Source organism: Actinoplanes sp. NPDC004185 (assembly GCF_053603475.1).
This window is the reverse complement of the sequence record NZ_JBSGFR010000081.1, coordinates 1-21,215: the sequence shown is the minus strand read 5'-3', so window position 1 is coordinate 21,215 and position 21,215 is coordinate 1. Positions and strand designations below refer to the sequence as shown.

General features: G+C 73.0%; 21 protein-coding genes. 14 read left to right on the top strand and 7 right to left on the bottom strand.

Annotated features, from left to right (window positions below):
• Positions 1–224: 224 nt before the first annotated feature.
• A complete protein-coding gene (locus ACWEOZ_RS42300) occupies positions 225–728 on the bottom strand; it encodes a hypothetical protein (RefSeq protein WP_451916316.1) in 504 nt (167 codons plus the stop codon).
• Between the two features lie 205 nt (positions 729–933).
• Between ACWEOZ_RS42300 and ACWEOZ_RS42295 the strand changes: the two genes are divergently transcribed.
• Positions 934–1,911 (top strand): serine hydrolase domain-containing protein, encoded by a 978-nt coding sequence (locus ACWEOZ_RS42295; RefSeq protein ID WP_451916315.1) that lies wholly within the window; start codon positions 934–936, stop codon positions 1,909–1,911.
• 9 nt (positions 1,912–1,920) lie between these two features.
• Positions 1,921–3,477 carry an alpha/beta fold hydrolase gene (locus tag ACWEOZ_RS42290; protein ID WP_451916314.1) on the top strand — a complete coding sequence of 519 codons (1,557 nt, stop codon included), beginning with the start codon at positions 1,921–1,923 and terminating at the stop codon, positions 3,475–3,477.
• A gap of 36 nt (positions 3,478–3,513) precedes the next feature.
• Here the strand turns inward: ACWEOZ_RS42290 and ACWEOZ_RS42285 are convergent, their stop codons facing one another.
• Positions 3,514–3,801: a hypothetical protein gene (locus ACWEOZ_RS42285; protein WP_451916313.1), complete on the bottom strand. Its 288-nt coding sequence runs from the start codon at positions 3,799–3,801 to the stop codon at positions 3,514–3,516.
• A gap of 154 nt (positions 3,802–3,955) precedes the next feature.
• Here ACWEOZ_RS42285 and ACWEOZ_RS42280 point away from each other — a divergent pair, with 154 nt between their 5' ends.
• The 6 genes from ACWEOZ_RS42280 to ACWEOZ_RS42255 all read left to right on the top strand — a co-directional run bounded on the left by ACWEOZ_RS42280 (position 3,956) and on the right by ACWEOZ_RS42255 (position 9,988).
• Complete coding sequence (locus tag ACWEOZ_RS42280; protein ID WP_451916312.1) at positions 3,956–5,269, top strand: hypothetical protein; 1,314 nt, start codon at positions 3,956–3,958, stop codon at positions 5,267–5,269.
• Positions 5,270–5,342: 73 nt separating this feature from the next.
• Positions 5,343–6,473, top strand: coding sequence for a sensor histidine kinase (locus ACWEOZ_RS42275; protein ID WP_451916311.1), 1,131 nt, complete (start codon positions 5,343–5,345; stop codon positions 6,471–6,473).
• Complete coding sequence (locus ACWEOZ_RS42270; RefSeq protein ID WP_451916310.1) at positions 6,473–6,907, top strand: response regulator; 435 nt, start codon at positions 6,473–6,475, stop codon at positions 6,905–6,907. The genes ACWEOZ_RS42275 and ACWEOZ_RS42270 overlap by 1 nt, the downstream gene beginning before the upstream one ends.
• 5 nt (positions 6,908–6,912) lie before the next feature.
• Positions 6,913–8,832, top strand: coding sequence for a response regulator (locus tag ACWEOZ_RS42265; protein WP_451916309.1), 1,920 nt, complete (start codon positions 6,913–6,915; stop codon positions 8,830–8,832).
• A 20-nt stretch (positions 8,833–8,852) separates the two neighbouring features.
• Positions 8,853–9,608, top strand: a complete 756-nt coding sequence (locus tag ACWEOZ_RS42260) for an arsenate reductase/protein-tyrosine-phosphatase family protein (RefSeq protein WP_451916308.1) — start codon at positions 8,853–8,855, stop codon at positions 9,606–9,608.
• Positions 9,605–9,988 carry a VOC family protein gene (locus ACWEOZ_RS42255; RefSeq protein WP_451916307.1) on the top strand — a complete coding sequence of 128 codons (384 nt, stop codon included), beginning with the start codon at positions 9,605–9,607 and terminating at the stop codon, positions 9,986–9,988. Before ACWEOZ_RS42260 ends, ACWEOZ_RS42255 begins: the two co-directional genes overlap by 4 nt.
• Positions 9,989–10,001: 13 nt before the next feature.
• On the opposite strand, the gene ACWEOZ_RS42250 is transcribed toward ACWEOZ_RS42255, so the two are convergent.
• Together ACWEOZ_RS42250 and ACWEOZ_RS42245 are read right to left on the bottom strand one after the other, a co-directional pair.
• A complete protein-coding gene (locus tag ACWEOZ_RS42250) occupies positions 10,002–10,625 on the bottom strand; it encodes a DedA family protein (RefSeq protein ID WP_451916306.1) in 624 nt (207 codons plus the stop codon).
• A 53-nt stretch (positions 10,626–10,678) separates the two neighbouring features.
• On the bottom strand, positions 10,679–11,695 hold the full coding sequence (locus ACWEOZ_RS42245) for a sensor histidine kinase (RefSeq protein WP_451916305.1): 1,017 nt from the start codon (positions 11,693–11,695) through the stop codon (positions 10,679–10,681).
• 264 nt (positions 11,696–11,959) lie between these two features.
• Here ACWEOZ_RS42245 and ACWEOZ_RS42240 point away from each other — a divergent pair, with 264 nt between their 5' ends.
• The 6 genes from ACWEOZ_RS42240 (at position 11,960) to ACWEOZ_RS42215 (ending at position 18,581) form a co-directional block, all read left to right on the top strand.
• Complete coding sequence (locus ACWEOZ_RS42240; protein ID WP_451916304.1) at positions 11,960–13,651, top strand: methyl-accepting chemotaxis protein; 1,692 nt, start codon at positions 11,960–11,962, stop codon at positions 13,649–13,651.
• A gap of 349 nt (positions 13,652–14,000) precedes the next feature.
• Positions 14,001–14,852 carry an ABC transporter permease gene (locus ACWEOZ_RS42235; RefSeq protein ID WP_451916303.1) on the top strand — a complete coding sequence of 284 codons (852 nt, stop codon included), beginning with the start codon at positions 14,001–14,003 and terminating at the stop codon, positions 14,850–14,852.
• Between the two features lie 2 nt (positions 14,853–14,854).
• The gene (locus ACWEOZ_RS42230) at positions 14,855–15,622 is read left to right on the top strand and encodes an ABC transporter ATP-binding protein (protein WP_451916302.1); all 768 of its coding nucleotides are present in this window, start codon (positions 14,855–14,857) and stop codon (positions 15,620–15,622) included.
• Complete coding sequence (locus tag ACWEOZ_RS42225) at positions 15,619–17,229, top strand: FAD-dependent oxidoreductase (RefSeq protein WP_451916301.1); 1,611 nt, start codon at positions 15,619–15,621, stop codon at positions 17,227–17,229. Before ACWEOZ_RS42230 ends, ACWEOZ_RS42225 begins: the two co-directional genes overlap by 4 nt.
• Positions 17,226–17,603, top strand: coding sequence for a 4Fe-4S dicluster domain-containing protein (locus tag ACWEOZ_RS42220; protein ID WP_451916300.1), 378 nt, complete (start codon positions 17,226–17,228; stop codon positions 17,601–17,603). Before ACWEOZ_RS42225 ends, ACWEOZ_RS42220 begins: the two co-directional genes overlap by 4 nt.
• A 3-nt stretch (positions 17,604–17,606) precedes the next feature.
• A complete protein-coding gene (locus ACWEOZ_RS42215; RefSeq protein WP_451916299.1) occupies positions 17,607–18,581 on the top strand; it encodes an ABC transporter substrate-binding protein in 975 nt (324 codons plus the stop codon).
• Positions 18,582–18,600: 19 nt separating this feature from the next.
• Here the strand turns inward: ACWEOZ_RS42215 and ACWEOZ_RS42210 are convergent, their stop codons facing one another.
• From ACWEOZ_RS42210 to ACWEOZ_RS42200, 3 genes are all read right to left on the bottom strand, one after another.
• A complete protein-coding gene (locus ACWEOZ_RS42210) occupies positions 18,601–19,443 on the bottom strand; it encodes an ABC transporter permease (protein WP_451916298.1) in 843 nt (280 codons plus the stop codon).
• Positions 19,440–20,411: an ABC transporter ATP-binding protein gene (locus ACWEOZ_RS42205; protein WP_451916297.1), complete on the bottom strand. Its 972-nt coding sequence runs from the start codon at positions 20,409–20,411 to the stop codon at positions 19,440–19,442. Before ACWEOZ_RS42205 ends, ACWEOZ_RS42210 begins: the two co-directional genes overlap by 4 nt.
• Positions 20,408–21,215 (bottom strand): hypothetical protein (locus ACWEOZ_RS42200; RefSeq protein WP_451916296.1); only part of this gene is annotated, 808 nt, incomplete at its 5' end. The genes ACWEOZ_RS42205 and ACWEOZ_RS42200, both read right to left, overlap by 4 nt.

Below are 21,215 nucleotides of genomic sequence, written 5' to 3'. Positions count from 1 at the left end.
ACACCGCCAGCGACCCGCCCGGCATCAGCCGGCATCCCGTTCAGCCACACCGCCAGCGACCCGCCCGGCATCAGCCGGCATCCCGTTCAGCGGCACCGCCAGCGACCCGCCCGGCATCAGCCGGCATCCCGTTCAGCCACACCGCCAGCGACCCGCCCGGCATCAGCCGGCATCCCGTTCAGCCACACCGCCAGCGACCCGCCCGGCATCAGCCGGCATCCCGTTCAGCGGCAGCGCCAGCGGCCGGCACGGTGGCCGGGGCGACGGTGGCGGTCCGATCGAGTGCAGCGTGAGCGGCCGTCCAGTTCGTCCGAGCGCCCAGGATCGGTGCCGGCGGCCGTGTCGTCGCCGGCGGGCGGGTCCACGTCCACGTCATCCTCGGCGTCGACGTCACCGTCCGCGGTGACGTCCGTCAGCGGTGGGGCCGACGGGATGTCCCGCTGCACCTGCGCGGGCCGGCGGGCCCGGCCGGCGACCGGCGGTGCCGGTGGAGCCGCGACCGGCGGCACCGTCACCGTGGTGACCGCCGTCGGCGTCGCCCCGGTGGTGCTGCCCCGCTCCGGGACCGGAGCCGGGCGGTCACCCATCGATGCGCGGCGGGGCACGAGCGCCTGGGTCGCGGCGGGTTCCGGAGCTGCCGCGCGGTCCGGCGGCGTGGGCTGCCCGGTGCAGCCCGTCAGGGCGAGGACCGCCGCCCCGGCCACGACCAGTACCCGCTTCATCGTCATGACCAGGACGCTATGCACGTTTTGTCGGATATCTCGGCATGTCCGGCTCGGCCCGCGCGAGTCTGCACGTTCGGACAGATCCGGTGCTCCGAGGAGCTGATCCGGCCTGGGGACGAAGCGGCAGGATTCCGCGGTCGCGGCGAGAAGGCGGGGCGCGGCGGGAAACCCGGGTGCGGCGGCGCCGCGGCGCTGGGACCATCGCCGGATGCCGGATCTTGCCGCGGTCCGCGCCGCCTGCCGCCGTATCGGCGACGTGGTCGGCACGGACCCCCGCTACGCCCACACCAGCCATCTCCGGGTGCTCGTCGCCGGTGACCCGGTCTTCGACGTGCACTACCGCGGTCCGGCCGTGGCCGACGTCTTCTCGGTGACCAAGACCGTCGTCGCGACGGTGGCCGGGATCGCCGCCCGCCGCGGGCTGCTGCCGGCCCTGGACGAGCCGCTGCATGCCGTGCTGCCCGCGCTGCGGGACACGCCGGCGCACGGGCAGAGCTGGCGGCAGCTGCTGACGATGACCCGCGGCGCCGCCGTGGACGGACCGTGGGACATCGACGCGGTCACCGCCCTGCCGGGCGGGCAGGTCGCCCGGATCGCCTCCGCCCCGCGCGTCGATCCGCCGGGGCAGGTCTTCCGGTACGACAACGGCGCCGCCCACCTGCTGTCGGCCGGACTGGCCCGGGTGCTCGGCCGCCCGGTCGGCGAGTACGCCGCCACCGAGCTGTTCGCGCCGCTGGGCATCATCGACGCGTCCTGGCCGGCCGACCCGGACGGTGTCAGTTACGGCTTCGCGCATCTGCGCCTGTCGGCCGAGTCCCTGGGCCGGCTCGGGGAGCTCTGGCGGGCCGGTGGTCAGCCGCTGGTCGATCCGGGTTTCGGCGCCGCGATGACCACCGCCCAGACGCCGGGCGGGCCACCCGAGGAGCTGCCGTACGGGTTCGGGATCTGGGCCGGCGACGGCCTGTCGCTGGCCGGCGGCTGGGCCGGGCAGCACGTCCTGGTCCTGTCGGACGCCGTGGTCGTCACGACCGGCGATCCTCGCTTCGACGCCGGCCCGCCGGCTCGGGACGAGCTGCCCCCGGACTGGCGACCTGCCCTGGAACTGGTGCGCCAGCACCTGCTGCCGGTGCTCATTTCGTGTGACGCCGGGGCGGTTCCGCCCAGGACGGGGACGCCGGGCTCCTAACTTCGGGCCATGAGATTGCCCGGTTCCCTGCTGTCGTCCCTGGCCGCGGCCTCGGCCCTGATGCTGCTCGCCGCGGGCGCGGCCGACGCCGCACCCGTTGCTCCCATCGCCGGGTCACCGCCGGGCGGGTTGCCGGGCGTGGCGGTGCCGGCGCTCGACTGGAGTGACTGCGGCGGCGGCTTCCAGTGCAGCCCGGCCCAGGTGCCGGTCGACCACCACCGTCCGGACGGGCCGCAGCTCACTCTTCAATTGCGGCGCTGGCCGGCTGCCGTCCCGGCCACCCGGATCGGCACGTTGTTCCTCTACGCCGGCGGTCCGGGCAGCTCCGGGTGGGACTGGGTGGAGTCGTTCGCGACCTCGTCGGCGCCGGAGATCCGCGACCGGTTCGACATCGTCGGCTTCGATCCCCGCGGCGTGCACCGCAGCCAGCCGGTCACGTGCCTCGACGGGCCGGCGTACCGGGCGCAGTGGGCGCAGGCGAAGAGCCGGCCCGCTCCGGACTCCTTCGGTACGGCTGTGCGGCTCGCCCGGGAGTGGAACGCCGCGTGCCAGGCGCATTCCGGCGGGCTGCTGCCGTACATCGGCACCGAGTCGCAGGCCCGCGATCTGGACCTGTTGCGGGCGGCGGTCGGCGACGAGAAGCTCACGTTCTTCGGCGGCTCGTACGCGTCGTACGTCGGCACGGTCTACGCCGACATGTTCCCGCACCGCACCCGCGCCCTGGTGCTGGACTCCGGCTACGACCCGCGCAAGTACGCCGAGGACCCGTACGAGTACGACTACGGCCAGTACCGCTCCACCGAGGAGGCGATGTACCGCTTCCTCGGCTGGTGCGCGGCGAACCCGGCCCAGTGCCCGTTCGCGGCGGGCGTCCCGGCCCCGACGGCCACCGGACTGGCGGCGAAGGTCCACGCCGTGCTCGACTCGCTCGACGCGGACCCGGTGCGCGACGCCACCGGAGCGGTCAGCGTCAACGGCGCGACGATGCTGTCCGAGCTGACGTACCGGCTGAACAGCGGTACCCGCTACTGGGCCACGCTGGGGACCAACCTGCAGCTGGCGGAGTCCCGCACCGGCCCGCTGCTGTACGCCATCAGCCAGTCCGACACGGCCTTCAACGCGGTGAACGTCGCCGTCGAGTGCGCCGACCGGGTGTACCCGCGAAGCCTGCCCCAGTTGCGGACCCGGCTGGCCCGGGCCGCGGCGGACTTCCCGCTCACCGCGCCGGGCATGGCGTACGGCCCGCCCGCGTACGACCAGACGCATGCACCCGCCTGCCTGCAGTGGCCCGCCGCCCGGCACAGCCGCTACACCGGCTCGTACCGTGCGCCTGGGTCGGCACCGATCCTGGTGGTCGGCAACACCGGTGATCCGGACACCCCGTACGCGGATTCGGTCGCCCTCGCGCACCTCCTGGCCAACGGCCACCTGCTCACCTGGGACGGCGAGGGTCACACCGCCCGCCGCAAGAGCGCCTGCGCCGAGGCCCACATGTACGAGTACCTGCTGCGGCTGGTCGTCCCGCCGGCCGGGACAGTCTGCCGGGACGCCCCGATGCCCGCCTGACGGGCACCGACCACCGCCGTCCGCCGGCGGCGGTGGTCAGCTCTCGTCGAGGATCTCGCGGACGCCGGCGAACATCCGGAAGATCTCGATGCGCCCGTCGAGGAAGCCCCTCCGGTAGTCAGGCCCGGTCTCCGGGTCCTTGGCCCTGGCGGCATCCCGGTGCCCGGCCAGCGCGTCGACACGGCCGGCGTCGTAGGCCAGCAGCGCGTCGTCCATGAGTTCCTCCGCGTCGTCCCGGGCGCGGCGCTCCCCACCGGCCCGCGCGACAATGTCGCACGCTGCGGCGATGCGCAGAACCGGCCGTCCGGCCCATGCTCCGCGCACCGCGCGTACCCCCAACCGGTAGCGGGTATTGCGATCCCCATTGATCTACAGTTGATATGCCCGTTATACGGAGAATGGGTTGAACCGCCGCCTCCCGGGAAACCTTCGGATCGGTGACGGCGGGCGGCCTCGGGGGTTCGCGAAGGGGATCACGATGGAGCTGGAGCGGGTCGGCACCTGGATATTGGACGAGCTTCCCCGCCTCAACCGGGCGATCCTGGCCGACGAGGCACCGCCGGGCGTGCTGATCGACGCACTAGGCCGCGACGTGCTGCCCGGGTTGCCCTGCCCGGAACGGCTGGACCGGCTCGAGGCCCAGCGTCTGCTCGTGCATCTCGGATTCGTGGGCGCCTCGGTGGCGCGGCACTTCCAGGAACGTACGCCGGGCGGCAAGGAGGAACCGCAGCGCGCATTCGACGGGCTGAGCGCCGGCGACGCGGCGGTCCCCTTCCCCGCGTACTTCACGGCGCTGGCCGACCACACGGGGACCGGCCACTACCACCGCGACAGCTATGCGTCACTGGTGCGCTGGAACGTCGGGACGGTCCAGGTCTGCCTGGGTGACGAGGTGCTGGCGACTCTGCCCGGCGTGTTCGACGACGGCCGGATCCGCAGCTACACCGGCACCCCGGCCGAGGAACGCTTCTTCGCCCTGGTCAAGCGCAGCGAGGCGCTCGAGCTCGCGATCAACAACCTGCTGGAGCCGTTGGCCGGCGCGGATTGCCGGCTCGACTCGGAGGACGCCGTTCTGCGATTGCGGACCTCGGCCACCCTGCTGGAGGCCATGCGGCACCTCTTCCTCACGTTCGCGGCGCTGCCCGCCGATCAGAGCATGCCGGCCGAGCACTTCATGGACGTGTTCCGCCAGTTCGCCGTGCACTGGTTGCCGGACGACATCCCGCCCAGCGGGGCCCTCGACCCCGAGGCCCTCAAGCGGGACTTCCTGCTGGGCATCGCGCTGCCCGACTACGCCCGGCACGTGCGCCGGCTCTTCCCGGCGCTGCTGGCCGAGGAACGCACCGCGCTCGAGGCGTTGATGGTCCAGCCGACGCTGCCGCAGCGGCTGCTGACGGCGCTGGAGGTGGACGCGGACGCGCTGGCGACGGCCGACCCCGGCGACCTGGGCCGGCTGGTCAGCCGCGCGCCGGCCCTGGCCGACTGGTACGCGCTGCTCCACGCGCACGCCCGAGCGGCCGGAGCGCACCTGATGCTGAGCAAGAAGTTCCTGTTCAAGCCGCAGACCCAGCGTGATCTGGCGGGCCGGGGCGACCAGCGGCTGGTGTCCAACCGGTCCGGCACCACCGGCATGACCGAGACGTTCCTGGAACGGCTGACCCGGGCCCGCCGCGAGCACGTGCTGTCCCCGCTCCGGCGGGTGCTGACCGGCGAAACCACCGCAAACACCACCACCGGCGCGGTACGGTCACCCTCTGGGACGGCAGCGGTCGCCGTGACCGTGGCGGCCTGAGGGTGCCGGGGTGACCGGGTCATCCGCCAGTACGTGGGGGTGGGCGGTGCAGGCTCGAGCCAGCCGGAAGCTCATGACGGTGGGCCACGAACAACTGATGGCCCTCATCGACCACACCTCGGCCGTCATCTACATGCGGGACGCCGACGGCCGTTACCTGCTGGTCAACCGGGAGTACGAGCGGCTGTTCAAGCTGCGCCGGGAGGACATCGTCGGGCTGACCGACCACGACCTGTTCCCGCAGGACATCGCCGACGACTTCCGCGCCAACGATCTGCGGGCGTTCGCGCGGGGCTACCCGGTGCAGATGGAGGAGCAGGCGCCCGGCGACGACGGCCTGCGGACCTACGTCACGGTCAAGTTCCCCCTCACCGACGCGGCCGGCCACTCGTACGCGGTCTGCGGCATCTCCACCGACATCACCGAGCGCAAGAACGCCGAGGAGGAGGTACGCCGGCTCAACGACGAGCTGGAGCTGCGCGTCCGGGAACGCACGGCGGAGCTGGAGGCCTCGACGCGCGAGCTGGACGCGTTCGCGTACTCGGTGTCGCACGACCTGCGCGCGCCGCTGCGGTCGGTGGAGGGGTTCAGCCAGATCCTGATCGAGGACCACAGCGAGTCCCTGGAGGCCGAGGCCCGCCAGTACCTGGGCCGGATCCAGGCCAACGTGGCCCGGATGGCGCAGATGATCGACGACCTGCTCAACCTCTCCCGGGCCACCCGGGTCGAGCTGCGCCGCGAGCACACCGACATCACGGCACTGGCCGGTGAGGTGGTGGCCGAGCTGCGCGGTCGTGAGCCGGAGCGCAGCGTCGACGTCGTCGTCCCGGACGGCCTCGTCGCCCAGGGCGACCCGCACCTGATCCGGCTGATCCTGCAGAACCTGATCGGCAACGCGTGGAAGTTCACCGTGCACAGGCCGGACGCGGCCATCCGGCTGGCCCAGGAGCAGCACGACGGCGTCGACGTCTTCTCGGTGCGGGACAACGGCGCCGGCTTCGACATGCGCTTCGCCCACAAGCTCTTCGACCCGTTCCAGCGGCTGCACTCGGCCACCGACTTCGAGGGCACCGGGATCGGGCTGGCCATCGTGCACCGCATCGTCACCCGCCACGGCGGTCAGATCCGCGCCGAGTCCGCCCCGGGCGCGGGGGCCACTTTCCGGTTCAGCCTCACCCCGGCGCCCGCGGACTGGGGGCTGTGATGAGCGACGGCCCGATCCTGCTGGTCGAGGACAACCCCGACGACGTGCTGTTCACCATCCGCGCGTTCGCCAAGAACCACATCCGCAACGAGATCGTCGTGGCCAGTGACGGCGAGCAGGCCCTGCGGCTGCTGCTGCCCGACGACGGCCAGCCGCTGCGCCCGGCGCTGATCCTGCTCGACATCAAGCTGCCCAAGGTCGACGGCCTGGAGGTGCTGCGGGCGATCCGCGACGACGACCGGACCCGATCCCTGCCGGTGGTCGTGCTCACCACATCGAACGAGGAACGCGACATCGTGGAGAGCTACCGCCTCGGCGCCAACAGCTTCGTCCGCAAGCCGGTCGTGTTCGAGGAGTTCGTCGACGCGGCCAACGTGCTGGGCGTCTACTGGCTGCTGGTCAACCAGCCCGCGCCGCCGGCCCGGAACGGCTGACGGCCATGGACGACATCCACGTCCTCGTCATCGACGACAGCCCGGACGACGCCCTGCTGATCGTCCGGCAGCTCAAGAAGGCCGGGCTGGCGGTCACCCACGCGCGCGCCGACAGCGCGGCCGGCGTCGCCGCCGCCCTGGACGAGCAGGTTCCCGACGTCGTCATCTCCGACTACAACATGCCCGGCTTCCGGGCCGAGGACGCACTGGAACAGATCCGCGCCTGCGACGCGGACATCCCGTTCATCCTGGTGTCCGGCCAGATGGGCGAGGAGATGGCCGCGGCGCTGATGCGTGCCGGGGTACGCGACTTCGTGCTCAAGGACCGGCTCTCCCGGCTCGGCCCCGCCGTGCAGCGGGAACTGCGGGAGGCCGGCGACCGGCGGCAGCGACGCCGGGCCGAGGCGGCACTGCGCGACAGCGAGGAACGGTTCCGCCTGCTGGCCGAGCACGCGCAGGACATCATCTTCCGCTACCGCGGCGTCCCGGAGCCGGCGATGGAGTACCTCAGCCCGGCCGTGGAGTCGGTCACCGGGTACACGCCCGAGCAGTTCTACGCCGACCCGGGACTGATCTTCCGGATCATCGAGCCGGAGGACCGGCCGGTCATCGAGCAGTCCTGGCGCTCGCCGCATCCGGGCACCCTGACCGTGCGCTGGCACCGGTCCTCGGGCGAGGTCGTGTGGACCGAGCAGCGGGCCGTCGCCATCCTCGACGATGAGGGCCGGCCGGTGGCGGTGGAGGGCATCCTGCGCGACATCACCGACCGGGTCACCGCCGAGCAAGGACGCGCGGAACTCGAACGGCAGCTGCGCCAGGCGGAACGTCTCGACTCGCTGGGCCAGCTGGCCGGCGGCATCGCCCACGACTTCAACAACCTGCTGGCCGTGATCGCCGGGTACGCCGACATGCTCAACGAGGAACTGGCGGCGGAACACCCCGGCCGGGCCGACCTGGACGGCATCAAACAGGCCGCCGTACGCGGCAGCGGGCTCACCCGCCAGCTGCTGATCTTCAGCCGGCTGGAGCCGTCGCAGCCGGAGGTCCTGGACGTCAACGCCGTCGTCACCGACATGCAGCGGCTGCTGAGCCGCACCCTGGGTGAGGACATCGAGGTCAGCACGAGCCTGGCCCGGGGACTGCCGGCGGTCACCATGGACCGCAGCAAACTCGAACAGGTCCTGATGAACGCGCTGGTGAACTCGCGCGCGGCGATGCCGGCGGGCGGCAAGCTGAGCATCGTCACGGGGGTCGCGTACGGCGCCGAGGTGCCCACGGTCAACCTGACCATCACCGACACCGGCTGCGGCATGACGCCGGAGGTGGCGGCCCGCGCGTTCGAGCCGTTCTACACCACCAAGGGCCGCGGTCAGGGCACCGGCCTCGGCCTGTCCACGGCGTACGGGACGGTGACCGAGGCGGGTGGCACGATCAGCCTCGAGTCCCGGCCGGGCGTCGGCACCACGTTGCGCGTCTGCCTGCCGGCCAGTTCCACGCCCGCGCCGGAGAGCACCAGCGTCGCCGGCACCCGGGCCGCCGGCAGCGGCGAGTGGATCCTGGTGGTCGAGGACGAGGACGCCGTCCGCGACATCGTCTGCCGGACCCTGGTCAAGGCGGGCTACCAGGTGCACGCGGCCGGCGACCCGCAGCAGGCGCTGAAGATGTGCGTCAACGAGTCCTTCGTGGTCGACGCGCTGCTGACCGACATCATCATGCCGGGCATGTCCGGCACCCGGCTGGCCGCCGAGCTCCGCCAGACCCGCCCGGACCTGCCGGTGCTGTTCATGTCGGGCTACACCAACGGCCCCACCCCGGGCGGGCACGAACTGCCCGAGGACGCGCCGCTGATCCGCAAGCCGTTCGAGACGGAGACCCTGCTGCGCGAGCTGCACCAGCTGCTCTCGCGGGCTACTCCATCAAAGTGATTTGATGTAATCTGCTGATCGTGGGATCGAAGAGTCAGGATCCTCCGGCGTTCGTGCGGCTGGCCGCCCATCCGCTGCGCTGGCGGCTGCTGGCCGCCCTGGCCGGCAGCGACCACCGGGTCCGCGAGCTCGTCGACCTGGTCGGCGAGCCGCAGAACCTGGTCTCCTACCACCTGCGGCTGCTGCGCGACGGCGGCCTGGTCACCGCCTCCCGCAGCAGCTTCGACGGCCGCGACAGCTACTACCACCTCGACCTCGACCGCTGCGCGGCCGCGCTCTCCGGCGCCGCCGCCGCTCTGCACCCGGCGCTGCGGCAGCAGTCCGCGCCCGAGCTGCCCACCGGCGGCGGCGTGCTCTTCGTCTGCACGGGCAACAGCGCCCGCTCACCGATCGCCGAGGCCCTGCTGCGGCACCGCACCGGTGGCCGGATCGAGGTGGCCAGCGCCGGCATCCGGCCCCGGGCCGAGCTGCACCCCGATGCCGTACGGGTGCTGCGCCGCGACTTCGGCATCGACCTCGGCGACCGCCGCCCCCGGCACTTCGACACGTTGACCGGCCACCGGTTCGACTACGTGATCAGCGTGTGCGACAAGGCCCGCGAGGCCTGCCCGGACTTCCCCGGCCACCCCCGGCGGATGCACTGGAGCATCCCCGACCCCGCCACCTCCGGCGACCCCCGGCACGCCTTCGCGCACACCGCGGCCGCCCTCGACACCCGTATCAGGCACCTGCTGCCTGTGCTGACCGCCACCCGGACCGAAGGAGCTCAGCCGTGACCGCACCCGAGCAGTACGCCAGCGTCCGCTACCTCGTCGACGACGTCCAGCGGGCCGTCGACTTCTACACCACCCAGCTGGGCTTCACCGTGAAGACCAGCGCGGCGCCCGCCTTCGCCGACGTCGTCCGCGGGCCGCTGCGGCTGCTGCTGTCCGGCCCGGCCAGCTCGGGCGCCCGCGCCACCCCCGAGGACGCGGCCGCCGCCGGACGCAACCGCATCCACCTGGTCGTCGAGGACCTGGACGCCGAGATCAGCCGGCTGCGCGGCACCGGGGTGCCGTTCCGCAGCGACCTGGTCAGCGGCCCGGGCGGCCGGCAGATCCTGCTCACCGACCCGGCCGGCAACCTCGTCGAGCTGTTCCAGCCGGCGCAGCGCTGACGGCGTCCCCGGATCAGCTCGGCTCGGCCTGCGGGCGGCGGCCGCGGCGGCGGGCGCGCAGCAGTTCCACGGCGACCGGGACCACCGAGACCACGACGATGCCGATCAGGATGAACTCGATGTTGTCGCGGACGAACGCGATCTGGCCCAGGAAGTAGCCCAGCGTCGTCACGCCGCAGCCCCACAGCGTCCCGCCGATGACGTTGAAGGTCAGGAACGTGCGGTACCGCATGTGGCTCGCACCGGCCACCACCGGCGTGAAGGTGCGCACGATCGGCACGAAGCGGGCCAGCACGATCGAGCGGGCCCCGTACCGCCGGAAGAAGTCCCGGGCCCGGGCCAGGTTCTCCTGCTTGAACAGCCGGGAGTCGGGCCGCCGGAACAGCGCCGGCCCGAACCGGCGGCCGAAGGCGTAGCCGGTCTGGTCGCCCGCCACCGCGGCCAGCGACACCAGCGCGCACATCAGCCACAACGGCAGGTGCAGGTAGGTGCCGCCGGCGATGAGCAGGCCGGCGGTGAACAGCAGCGAGTCGCCCGGCAGGAAGAAGCCGATCAGCAGGCCCGATTCGGCGAAGACGACCCCCAGGATGCCGATCAGGCCGAAGGTGGAGATGAGCCACTCCGGGTCGAGCACCATCGGCACATCTCCAGTCGTCCGGTCCGGGGTGCGTGACCCGGGCGCTTCGCAAGCTACCCGCTCGCGTCCGGCGTACACACGATGTGACGCACCGGCCAGGTGACGACCATCCGGGCGCCGCGGCCGGCCGGCTCGTAGTGGGCCTCGCCGCCGTGGGCCTGCGCGAGCTGGGCGACGATCCACAGACCCAGGCCGATGCTGCCGGGGCTCTCGCTGCCGAAGCGGGTGAAGAGCCGGGGCTGCGCCGCTTCGGGTACGCCCGGACCGTGGTCGCGGACCGCCAGCGTCGCGGTGCCGCCGCTCTCGGTCACCCGGACCACCACCGGTGGCCGGCCGTGGCGCAGGCCGTTGCCGACCAGGTTGACCACGATCTGCTCGAACCGGTCCCGGTCCATGGCCAGCACCAGCGCGGGGTCGACGTCGACCACGACGTCGTCGCGGCCCAGGTGCGCGACGGCCGCGGACACCACCTCGCGGACCGGCCAGGGCCGGAGGTCGAGGTTGAGCCGGCCCTGCGAGTCGATCCGGTCGAGGTCGAGCAGCCCGGCGGTGAGGTGGGTGATCCGGGCGACCTGCCGCAGTGCCCTCTCGATCAGGTCGCCGGCACTGTCGCCGGGTTCGTCGCGCAGTTCCTCCAGGACCATCTGCACAGTGGTCAGCGGCGAGCGCACGTCGTGGGCGAGCGCGGCCACCAGCGCCGCCCGCCAGCGTTCGATCTGGGCGATCCGGGCCCGGTCCTCGCGCAGATGACGGGCCTGGGCCTCGATCAGGAAGGCGATGCCCAGGGCGACGGGCAGCAGTACCGCCGCCGAGCCGAGGATGGCCGGCGGCTGGCCGGTGAGGATCAGCGGGGCCACGTACGCCACCAGCGCCGGCCCGACGAGCGCGAGCAGCAGCCGGCGCGGGTAATGCAGCGCCGCCCACGCGAAGATGAGCACCAGGAACGGGCCGGTACCGGCGGCCATGCCCCCGAACGCCCACGTCGAGAAGCCGAGGACGGCGAAGGCGGGCAGGGCGAGCAGCGCGGGCGCCCCCGGCCGCCAGCGGTGCCAGGGCAGCGGCGTGATCACCGCGGCCAGGGCCAGGTCCGCCGCCGCGATGATCAGCAGATCGCCGGCCCGGCGGGTGTCGTTGGCGATGCCGACCAGCGCGAGCAGCCCGGAGAGCGCGAACAGCGCCGCGACCTGCAGGGCGGCGGCGCGCGGCCCGCTACCGAGCAGGCGAGCTTTCGGGCGTGAGGCGATACGGACATTCTAGGACAGGTACGGCCCTGTCGGCACCGTCACACTCATCTCCGCGGCCTTCAGGCCGACCAGTCTCGTATGCGCGCAAAGGTGAGACTTTTCGGGCCCGTGCTGGGCGCCCTGGTCGGCTGTGGTCTGGGTTTCCTGGTGTTGCAGCAGGTCACCACCGGTGCGTTCGACGCGCTGGAGGCGCGGCAGGTGGCCCAGGACGCCGACCGGATCCGGATCGGCCTGGACGGTCAGGCCCGGCTGCTCACCGCGTTCGGGGCGACCAACGGCGTCTGGGACGACAGCTACCAGGATCTCCAGGACGCGGACCGGGCCGGTTTCGCCGAGGACTTCCCGCCGGACGCGACGCACGCGGTGAGCGACCTCGACGGCCTGCTGGGTGTCTCACCCACCGGTGAGCTGATCGCGGGCGGATATCTCAGCGACGCGGCCGTCTTCGCGGCCCCGGCTCCGCAGCTGACCGAACCCGCCCTGCTGAGGCGGCTCTACGACCCGGCCGGCAAGCCGGGTGCCGCCCGCTGCGGTGTCGTCTCCGCCGATGCGATGTACCTCTACTGCGGGGTGGCGGCATACCCGAGCAGCGGCGAGGGCACCCCGTCCGGTGGTCTCGTCCTGCTCCAGCGGCTCTCCCCCGAACGGCTCCGGACGCTCAGCGCCGACATCGACCTGACCACCGAGGTCGTAGCCCGGCGCCGCGACGACGGCGTGGCCCAGCCGACGGTGACCAGCCTGCTCGGCCCCGTCGAGGTACGCACGAGCGTGCTGAACGCCGGCAGCATCGCCCTCACCGCGAGCATCACCACCGTGGACGGGCAGACCGTAATCCTGGAGTCCGTCCGCGACCGCCCCATCCACGCCGCCGCGACCAGCACCGCCGGTAAGCTGTTCGTCCTCATCGCCGCGGCCACGCTGCTGCTCGTCGTGCTGATGACCGTCTCGACCCGGCGGGCGGTCCGCCGACGGGTACGCCCGTTGCGCCGCACGACCGAGCAGATCGTCGCGTCCGGCGACCACGACCTGCGGATCGGCGCGACCGGCGACGACGACATCGCCGCGCTGGGCCGGGCCATCGACGCCATGCTGGACACGATCAGCAGCCGTGACCGGTTGCTGCTGTCCGAACAGGAGCAGCGGCAGCGGGAACTGCAGGAGACCCACGAGCGGCAGACCGCCGCCGAACGGGAGACCCGGGAGCAGGCCCGGCAGCTGGTCACCGAGACCTCCTCCCTGGTCGCGCAGCAACTGGCGGACGTCTCCGTCCGGGCCGGCTCGGTCGGGGCGGCGGCGGGCCAGATCGACGACCGGGTACGCGACGCCCGGTCGGCCGCGAGTCACCTGCTGAGCAACAACAGCGAAGCCAGCCGGGCCGTCGGAACGCTGCACGAGAGCCTGCAGAAGGTGGACGAGGTCGCGCGGTTCATCGGCGGCATCGCACGCCAGACCAACCTGCTCGCCCTGAACGCCACCATCGAGGCGGCCCGGGCCGGGGTCGCCGGCCGCGGCTTCGCCGTGGTGGCCAACGAGGTCAAGACGCTGGCCGCCACCACCGCCGAATCCACCGAGACGATCACCGCGACGCTCGGCGAGCTCAACGACCACGTCACCGCCGTGGTCGAGATCATGACGACGATGAGCGCCACCATCACCGACATCGACCACACCACCGCCGACGCCGAGCTGATGACCACCGAGCAGGCCGCCACCGTGGCCGGCCTCACCACCGAGGTGGGCGCCGCGATCGACCGCCTCGAGGGACTCGTCGCCCGCCGCTGACCGTCCGGTACGCACCTCCATCGTGGCCCGCCTCCGCACGTCCGGGGGCGGGCCACGGCCGTTCCGGTCCCACGGACCAAAACCCTAGTTGACATATAGGATTTGAGGACTAAGGATCGGAGCATGACCAGCCCGGGGATCCGCCTCGCCGGCACCGCACTCGCAGTGTCGCGAGGTTGCTGCCGCGACTGGACGTCCTCCCGCGGCCGCTGCCGCCGGAGCTGACCACCGCCGGTCGACCGGCCGCACCGCCCTCACCCCGGCGTGAACCGCCGGGTCCACTCCGCACGATCCCCGTCGACGACCCACCCGGGCGCCATCCGCCCGCGTGTGGCGCGAAGGAGTCGCCATGTCCTCATCCGTCCTCGACCGCACCGGCATCGCCGCCGGGCCGGTCCGCACCGACCAGCCGGACGACGCACCGGCGGCACCGGCCCGCCGGCGCCGCCTCGCCCACCGGCTCACGCCCGCCCGCAAGGCCACCGGCCTGCTCACCGTGCTGATTCTGTGGCAGGTCGGTGCGGGCGCCGGGTGGCTCGGCACCACGACCCCGTCACCGGCCGACGTCATCAGCGCCGCCCGCGAGCTGATCGCCAGTGGCGAACTGGCCCACCACCTCGGCGTCTCGCTCGCCCGGGTCGCCAAAGGACTGACCATCGGCCTCAGCGCCGGCCTGCTGCTGGGGCTCGCCGCCGGACTGCTGCGGCTGGCCGAGGATCTCGTCGACGGGCCTCTGCAGTCGCTGCGGATGCTGCCGCACCTGGCGCTCGTACCGATCTTCATCATCTGGTTCGGCATCGGTGAGACGTCGAAGATCGCGCTGATCGCCATCGGGCCGATCTTCCCGCTCTACCTCAACGTGCTGCACGGCATCCGCGGCGTCGACGAGCGCCTGGTCGAGTCCGCCCGGTCCTGCGGGGTGGGCCGGCTGGGCCTGATCCTGCCCGGCGCGCTCCCGCAGATCCTGGTCGGACTGCGCCAGGCCCTCGGGCTGGGCTGGCTCAGCCTGGTGGTCGCCGAGCAGACCGCCACCACGGCCGGGGTCGGGTTCCTCATGAACGACGCCCGCGAGTTCCTGCGGACCGATGTGATCTTCGTGGTTCTGGTCATCTACGCCCTGCTGGGGCTGGCCACCGACCTGTTCGTCCGCCTCATCGAGCACCGCGCGCTGGCCTGGCGCCGCGGCTTCGCGGGAGAGTGAGCATGACCGCCACCACCACTGCCACCCTCGACACCGGGACCGCCGCCGTCCGCGTCCGCGGGGCGCGCCGGGCCTTCGACGGCCGGGTCGTGCTCGCCGGCGCCGACCTCGACATCGCCCCCGGCGAGTTCGTCGCCCTGCTCGGGGCCAGCGGCTCCGGCAAGAGCACCCTGCTGCGGGCCGTGGCCGGGCTCGACCGCGGGGCCACCGGGCAGTTCCGGGTGCCCGACCGGCGCGCCATCGTCTTCCAGGAGCACCGGCTCATGCCGTGGAGCAGGGTGTGGCGCAACGTCACCCTCGGCGTCCGCGGGTCCGATCGGCGCGGCCGCGCGCTGCACGCGCTCACCGAGGTCGGGCTGGCCGCGCGGGCCGACGCCTGGCCGCGGACCCTGTCCGGCGGCGAGTCCCAGCGGGTCGCCCTGGCCCGGGCCCTGGTGCGTACCCCCGACCTGCTGTTGCTCGACGAACCGTTCGGGGCCCTCGACGCGCTCACCCGGATCAAGGCCCAGGCCCTGGTGGCCAAGCTGTGGACCGAGCACCGGCCGGCCGTCCTGCTCGTCACCCACGACGTCGAGGAGGCGCTGCTGCTCGCCGACCGGGCGCTGGTCCTGCGCGACGGGCGCATCGCCGAGGAGTTCCTCGTCGACGTGCCCCGCCCGCGGACCCTCGACAACCCGCGGCTGCTCACCCTGCGCCGCGCCCTGCTGCGTGCCCTCGGGGTCAACGCCGACCTGCCGACCGACGAATCCGTACCCGAGGAGAAGCCATGACCACGACCGCCCTCGACCTGACCGCCGACGTCGTGATCGTCGGCGGCGGCCCCGCCGGCACCTGGGCGGCGCTGACCGCCGCCGCGGCCGGGGCCGACGTCCTGCTGCTCGACAAGGGCTACTGCGGGACCTCCGGCCCGACCGCGTCCGGCGGCACCGGCGTCTGGTACGTCCAGCCCGAACCCGCCGCCCGCGAGAAGGCGATGGCCAGCCGTGAAGCACTCGGCGGCCATCTGCAGGACCGCCGCTGGATGGCCCGCGTCCTGGACCAGACCTTCGAGAACATGAACCGCCTGGAGGCCGAGGCACGCTATCCGTTCCCCGTGGTCGACGGCGTCGCGCACAAACGCGGGCTGCAGGGGCCGGAGTACATGCGCCGGATGCGGTCCTGGATCAAGCGGGCCGGAGTGCGGATCCTGGACCACAGCCCGGTCACCGAGCTGCTGGTCGACCCCACGGGCACGGTCGCCGGGGTACGCGGCCACCGCCGCCAGCACCACACCGATTACCGGGTCCGCGCCTCCGCGGTGGTGCTGGCCACCGGCGGCTGCGCCTTTCTGTCCAAGGCGCTGGGCTGCGACGTCGCCACCGGGGACGGTGCCCTCTACGCCGCCGAGGCCGGAGCGGCGATGTCCGGCATGGAGTTCTCCAACTCGTACGCCATCGCCCCGGCCTTCACCTCGGTGACCAAGACGGCCTACTACGGCTTCGCCACGTTCTTCCACGGCGACGGCACCCCGCTGGCCGGGGCCGGCAGCCAGGGCGGGCGCTCGGTGATCGCCCGGGAGCTGCTGCGCACCGGCACGGTGCTGTGCCAGATCGACCACGCGACGCCGGAGCAGCAGGCCCTCATGCGCTCGGGCCAGCCGAACTTCTTCCTCACCTTCGACCGGCTCGGCATCGACCCGTTCACCGACAAGTTTCCCGTCACCCTGTTGCTGGAGGGCACCGTCCGCGGCACCGGCGGCATCCAGATCGTCGACGACGACTGCGCCACCAGCGTTCCCGGCCTGTACGCCGCCGGCGACGCCGCCACCCGCGAGCTGATCTGCGGTGGCTTCACCGGCGGCGGCAGCCACAACTCGGCGTGGGCGATGTCCTCGGGCACCTGGGCCGGCGGCGGCGCGGCCCGTTTCGCCGCGGCGCTGGGCGGCTCGGCGGTCAAGCGGCGCCTCACCGGGGCCGGCGGCGTCGCGGTCCGGCCCACCGCCGGGCAGCGGTTCGACGGCGACCCGTGGGCCGAGGCGCAGGACGTGCTGCGCCGGCAGGTGCACCCGTACGACAAGAACTACCTGCGGCACGGCGACCGGTTGCGGCCCGCACTGACCGAACTGGACGAGCTGTGGCAGCGACTGCGGGCGGGTGCGAGCGCCGACCCGGCCGGCACACCCCGGCTCCGGCAAGCCGCGGCGATGGTCGCCCACGCCCGGTGGATGTACACCAGCGCGCTGGCCCGGACCGAGAGCCGCGGCATGGCCCGGCGCCAGGAGTTCCCGGACCTCGATCCGGCCCAGCACCGCCGGCTCACCGTCGGCGGCCTGGACGAGGTCTGGGTCCGTCCCGAGTCGCTGCTCGCCCCGCGCCCGGAACTGGCGGTGGCGTCATGATCGAGGTCGTCTCGGCCGGCCGGTGCGTCACCTGCGACGTGTGCATCGCGGTGTGCCCGACCGACGTCTTCGACCGCGGCGCCGACGGCGTACCGGTCATCGCCCGGCAGAGCGACTGCCAGACGTGCTTCATGTGCGAGGCGCACTGCCCGGCCGACGCCCTGTTCGTCGCCCCGCTCACCCACCCCGCGCCACCGGACTCACCGCTGCGCGACGAGGACCACGTCACGGAGACCGGCCTGCTCGGCAGCTATCGCAAGGAGCTCGGCTGGGGCCGCGGCCGCAAGCCCGGCGCCCGGACCGCCGTCGGCCCCGAACTGGGCCGCGCCCGGATCACCCCCGTACCCGCTCCCGTACCCGCTCAAGGAGAATGACCGATGCGTACGAGAACCCTGCTAGCCGTCGCCACCGCAGCGCTGCTGGCGCTGGCCGGCTGCGGTGGCGAGCCGTCCGAGGCGGCCGGCCCCGGCGACACCTTCACCCTGCGCATCGGCGCGATCGGCAACGGCAACAAGCTGTCCGGCCCGGTCGGCTACCTCAACAGCAAGAACGGCCTGGTTCCGGCGCTGTCGTCGCTCGGCGTCACCGGGGTCAAGGTAGTGACGTTCCCGAACGGTCCCGACCTCAATCAGGCCCTGGCCGCCGGCGAGCTCGACCTGGCCACGTACGGCGACACCCCGGCCCTGGTGGCCCGGGGGGCCGAGCAGCCCACCCGGCTGATCGCCCAGTCCCAGATCAACCTGGACGCCGGCATCCTGGCCAAGAAGTCCGGCGGCCCGACCTCGCTCGCCGGGCTGGCCGGCAAGAAGGTGGCGGTGCAGACCGGCTCGTACATCCACCGCTACCTGCTCGGCGCGCTCGGTGACGCGGGCGTCAAGCCGGCCGAGATCATCCACATCTACAGCGCGGACGTCGAGGCGGCGCTGGAACGCGGGGACGTGGACGCCGCGGCCGTACCGATCGCCAACGTGGAGGCGTTGAAGGCCAAGGGCTACCCGCTGATCACGCTGGCGTCCAAGGACCACCGGCAGTACCTGGGCACCAGCTCCACAGTGGTCACCGCGAAGTTCCTCAAGGAGAGGCCGGGCATCGTGTCCGCGTGGCAGCAGGCCCAGCGCGACGCCACCACCAAGGCCAAGGCGGACTGGCCGGGCTTCCTGGCCTACACGGTGAGCATCAACGGCTTCCCGCCGAAAATCGTGGAGGCCTCCACCCACGCCGACCAGTGGCCGGCGGAACCCTTCACCCCCGAAGGGCTGGCGCTGCTCAAGGGGACCAAGCAGTTCCTGGTGGAGCAGAAGTTCATCCGGACCGACTTCAACCTCGACGACTGGATCGTGACCCAGCCCTGAGCCGGCCTTCCAGCGCCGCTCACAGGTCGCGGCGCTGGAAGGCCAGGGCGGACAGGCCGAGGACGACCGCCACCCACAGGGCTGCCCAGGTCAGATAGGTGGTGGTGAGCGGGGCCACGCTCAGGAACGGCGAGTCCTCGAAGGCCGGGAACTGCGACAGGGCCGGGTGCTGGAACGCGTGCATCGCCCCGCGCCACAGGCCGTCGGTCGGCAGCAGCATCCGCGACACCGTGCCGACGCCGGCCATGCCCTTGTTGCCGAAGGCCTCGCCGACCATGCCCACCACGCCGGCGATCCAGGTGGCGCCGAAGAGACCGACCGTCACGATGCCCGACGCCATCGGGGAGATGACGGTGGACAGCAGCAGGCCCAGGGTCAGCAGCACGGTGGTCTGCGCGGCCAGCAGCGCCAGCCCGGTGGCCGGTTGCGGTGGCCAGTAGCCCACCGTGAGCCGGACGATGAGGAGCTGCCCGAGGCCGGCCACGACCACGAAGCCGCTGCCGAAGGCGACCAGGCCCAGCCACTTGCCGAGCAGGACGGCCGAGCGGCGTACCGGCCGGGTCATGACGGCCAGCGCGATCCCGGACTCGATCTCCCCGGCCAGGGTGGGCCCGGCCAGGAACGCGGTACCGAGCGCGGCGATCAGGCTCAGGCCGAACATCACGAGGTTGAGCACCGTGGAGGCGGCGATCCGGGCCTCCCCGGTGGTGAGCGTGCCGAACTCCGAGTCCAGCCGGTAGAAACCCCAGGCGCTCAGCGACAGCAGCACGATCGTCATCACGACGAGCGAGCGCAGCACCCGCCGGCGCAGGGCTTCCTGGAGGGTGAGGACGGCCAGGGTCAGGACGGTACGGGCGATCATCGGTGGTCCTCCCCGGTGCCGGCGCGCAGGATGCCGAGCAGTCGTTCCTCCAGGCTGATCCGGGCCGGTTCGACGGCGTGCACGCGGACGCCGAGGTGGACCAGATCCGCCACCAGGTCGGGCACCATCGTGACGCTCTGGTCGTCCGGCAGCGTGACCGTGTACGAGTCGCCGCTGCGGGTCAGGTGCCCGGCGGCGGCCAGGCGAGCCTCGGCCCGGGCGCTGACGTCGTCCAGCCGCAACCGGAGCTCGCGCTGACCGAGCAGCTCGGCGAGCGTGCCGGAGGCCGCCACCCGGCCCTTGTCGAGGATGACGACCCGGTCGCAGACCCGCTCCACCTCGCCGATGAGATGCGAGTTGAGCAGCACGGCCACCCGGCGTTCCTTGAGGGAGAGCAGCAGGTCCCGCACGTCGGCCCGGCCGATCGGGTCCAGCGCGCTGGTCGGCTCGTCGAGCAGGACCAGCTCGGGGCGGGCCACGAGCGCGACGGCCAGCCCGAGACGCTGCTGCATGCCCTTGGAGAAGCCACCGACCCGGTCCCCGGCGCGGTCGGCCAGACCGACCAGCCCGAGGCTCTCGCGTTGTTCCGCCACCGGCACCGCGGCCCCGGCGAGTCGCACGTGCAGGGCGAGGACCTCGGCGGCGCTGAGCCAGGGCTGGTAGCGGAAGAGCTCCGGCAGGTAGCCGACGCGGGCGCGGGCCTGCGGGTCCGTACCCGGGCGGCCCAGCAGCAGCACCTCCCCCGCGTCCGGCCGGACCAGGCCCAGCAGGATCTTGATGACGCTGGTCTTGCCGGCGCCGTTGGGTCCCAGCAGGCCGAGCACCTCACCGCGGCCCACGGTGAAGGACACGTCGTCGACCGCGGTCTGCTTGCGGTAGCGCTTGCGCAGGCCGGAGCACCACACCGCCGGTGTGGGCGGCAGGTCGGCGAGCACCCGCTCGGCGGTGACCGCGGGCTCGGTGGTCACCGCTGTCCCAGCCCGCGGGCCACCGAGACGACCTCGTCGGCGCTCAGCGAGCCGGCCACCGCGGTGACGACGCCGTCCTTGACCCAGACCACGGCCGTGATCAGCCCGTCCCGGGAGGCCAGCACCGTGGCCGGCGTGCCCCCGACGTCGGTGGCCGAGCTGGTCAGGTACTGCGAGTTCACCGGCAGCGGCAACGTCGTCGCGTCGCCGGTGTAGCCGCGCAGCTGCGCCTTGACGTTCTCGGGCAGGCCGGGCAGCGACAGCAGGTAGTCCACTGCCGTCCGGAACGGGATCCCCGCGGAGTAGGCGGTGGGTGCGACGACCCGGGCCACGACCAGCGCCGGTACGCCCCGCGCCTCCGACCAGACCTCGGCGACCCCCGGTCCGGCGCTCAACCGGAACTGGCTGCCGTCGAGCCCCGCGGGCGGCGGTGGCAGGGTCCGGCCCGCCGCGGCGGCGGTCCGGGCGGCCTTGTCGGCGGAGAAGGTGAACACCGCGTTGACCCGGCCGCCGACCTGGTACGCCGGTTGTCCCGTCACCCCGCGGGGCAGCTCGCGCACCCGCGGGACGGCGAGCCCCGAGGCCTTCTCCGCGGCGTCGGCGTCGGCGACCGGACGGACCTTCACCTCCTGGGTGATCTCGACCTTGCCGTACGCGTCCAGGTCGGGCAGGGCGACCAGGTCGGCCTGGGTGAGCGTGACCGGGGCGACCCGCTCGGTCCGGAAGATCTGCAGCCAGTCGGCGGCGGCCGCGGCGCTGGCCCCGCCGAGCAGGGCGACGGCGGCGAACGCGGCGACCACCGGC

Excerpts from the sequence above, each read along its gene's own strand:
- ACWEOZ_RS42300 (WP_451916316.1), bottom strand. The coding sequence starts at position 728 with ATGACGATGAAGCGGGTACTGGTCGTGGCCGGGGCGGCGGTCCTCGCC.
- ACWEOZ_RS42295 (WP_451916315.1), top strand. The coding sequence starts at position 934 with ATGCCGGATCTTGCCGCGGTCCGCGCCGCCTGCCGCCGTATCGGCGAC.
- ACWEOZ_RS42290 (WP_451916314.1), top strand. The coding sequence starts at position 1,921 with ATGAGATTGCCCGGTTCCCTGCTGTCGTCCCTGGCCGCGGCCTCGGCC.
- ACWEOZ_RS42280 (WP_451916312.1), top strand. The coding sequence starts at position 3,956 with ATGGAGCTGGAGCGGGTCGGCACCTGGATATTGGACGAGCTTCCCCGC.
- ACWEOZ_RS42275 (WP_451916311.1), top strand. The coding sequence starts at position 5,343 with ATGACGGTGGGCCACGAACAACTGATGGCCCTCATCGACCACACCTCG.
- ACWEOZ_RS42270 (WP_451916310.1), top strand. The coding sequence starts at position 6,473 with ATGAGCGACGGCCCGATCCTGCTGGTCGAGGACAACCCCGACGACGTG.
- ACWEOZ_RS42265 (WP_451916309.1), top strand. The coding sequence starts at position 6,913 with ATGGACGACATCCACGTCCTCGTCATCGACGACAGCCCGGACGACGCC.
- ACWEOZ_RS42250 (WP_451916306.1), bottom strand. The coding sequence starts at position 10,625 with ATGGTGCTCGACCCGGAGTGGCTCATCTCCACCTTCGGCCTGATCGGC.
- ACWEOZ_RS42235 (WP_451916303.1), top strand. The coding sequence starts at position 14,001 with ATGTCCTCATCCGTCCTCGACCGCACCGGCATCGCCGCCGGGCCGGTC.
- ACWEOZ_RS42230 (WP_451916302.1), top strand. The coding sequence starts at position 14,855 with ATGACCGCCACCACCACTGCCACCCTCGACACCGGGACCGCCGCCGTC.
- ACWEOZ_RS42225 (WP_451916301.1), top strand. The coding sequence starts at position 15,619 with ATGACCACGACCGCCCTCGACCTGACCGCCGACGTCGTGATCGTCGGC.
- ACWEOZ_RS42220 (WP_451916300.1), top strand. The coding sequence starts at position 17,226 with ATGATCGAGGTCGTCTCGGCCGGCCGGTGCGTCACCTGCGACGTGTGC.
- ACWEOZ_RS42215 (WP_451916299.1), top strand. The coding sequence starts at position 17,607 with ATGCGTACGAGAACCCTGCTAGCCGTCGCCACCGCAGCGCTGCTGGCG.
- ACWEOZ_RS42210 (WP_451916298.1), bottom strand. The coding sequence starts at position 19,443 with ATGATCGCCCGTACCGTCCTGACCCTGGCCGTCCTCACCCTCCAGGAA.